The sequence below is a fragment of the Bradyrhizobium sp. P2_E8 genome (genome assembly GCF_056403875.1).
Genome location: NZ_JBFUES010001921.1, coordinates 1 through 536 on the forward strand (window position 1 = coordinate 1; position 536 = coordinate 536).

Sequence of the window (536 nt, forward strand, 5' to 3'; positions counted from 1 at the left end):
GAACAAGCCGTAGTGACTTCGTCATTCCGGGATGCGCCGAAGGCGCAGGCCCGGAATCCATGCTCACGATCGTGGCTATGGATTCCGGGCTCGCGCTCCGCGCGCCCCGGAATGACGGCGGAGAAACCGTCTCAAAACATCCGGCAGGAAACCAATGCCCCACCCCAACGACCCCAGCCTCCGCTCCTTCATCGACGTCGATCCCGCCTCCGACTTCCCGATCCAGAACCTGCCCTATGGCGTGTTCTCGACCGCGGCCAACCCGACGCCGCGGGTCGGCGTCGCGATCGGCAATTACGTGCTCGATCTCTGGGAGATCGAGCAGGACTCGCGTCTCGATGTTGGCGCGCTCGGCGTGTTCTCCGGGCCCTCGCTCAATCCGTTCATGGCGCTGGGGCCGAAGGTCTGGGCCAGGACGCGGGCGCGGATCAGCGAGCTCATGCGCGCGGATCATCCGGAGCTGCGCGACAATGAGGAGCTGCGCAAGCAGGCCCTGGTGCCGATGCGCGATGCCAGACTGCACATGCCGTTCGCGG

Annotated in this window: 1 pseudogene; it reads left to right on the top strand. The window is 66.0% G+C overall.

What is annotated here, in order from left to right:
* Positions 1-154 precede the first annotated feature (154 nt).
* Positions 155-536: pseudogene (locus tag AC1D00_RS44720) on the top strand (fumarylacetoacetase); the annotation flags it as partial.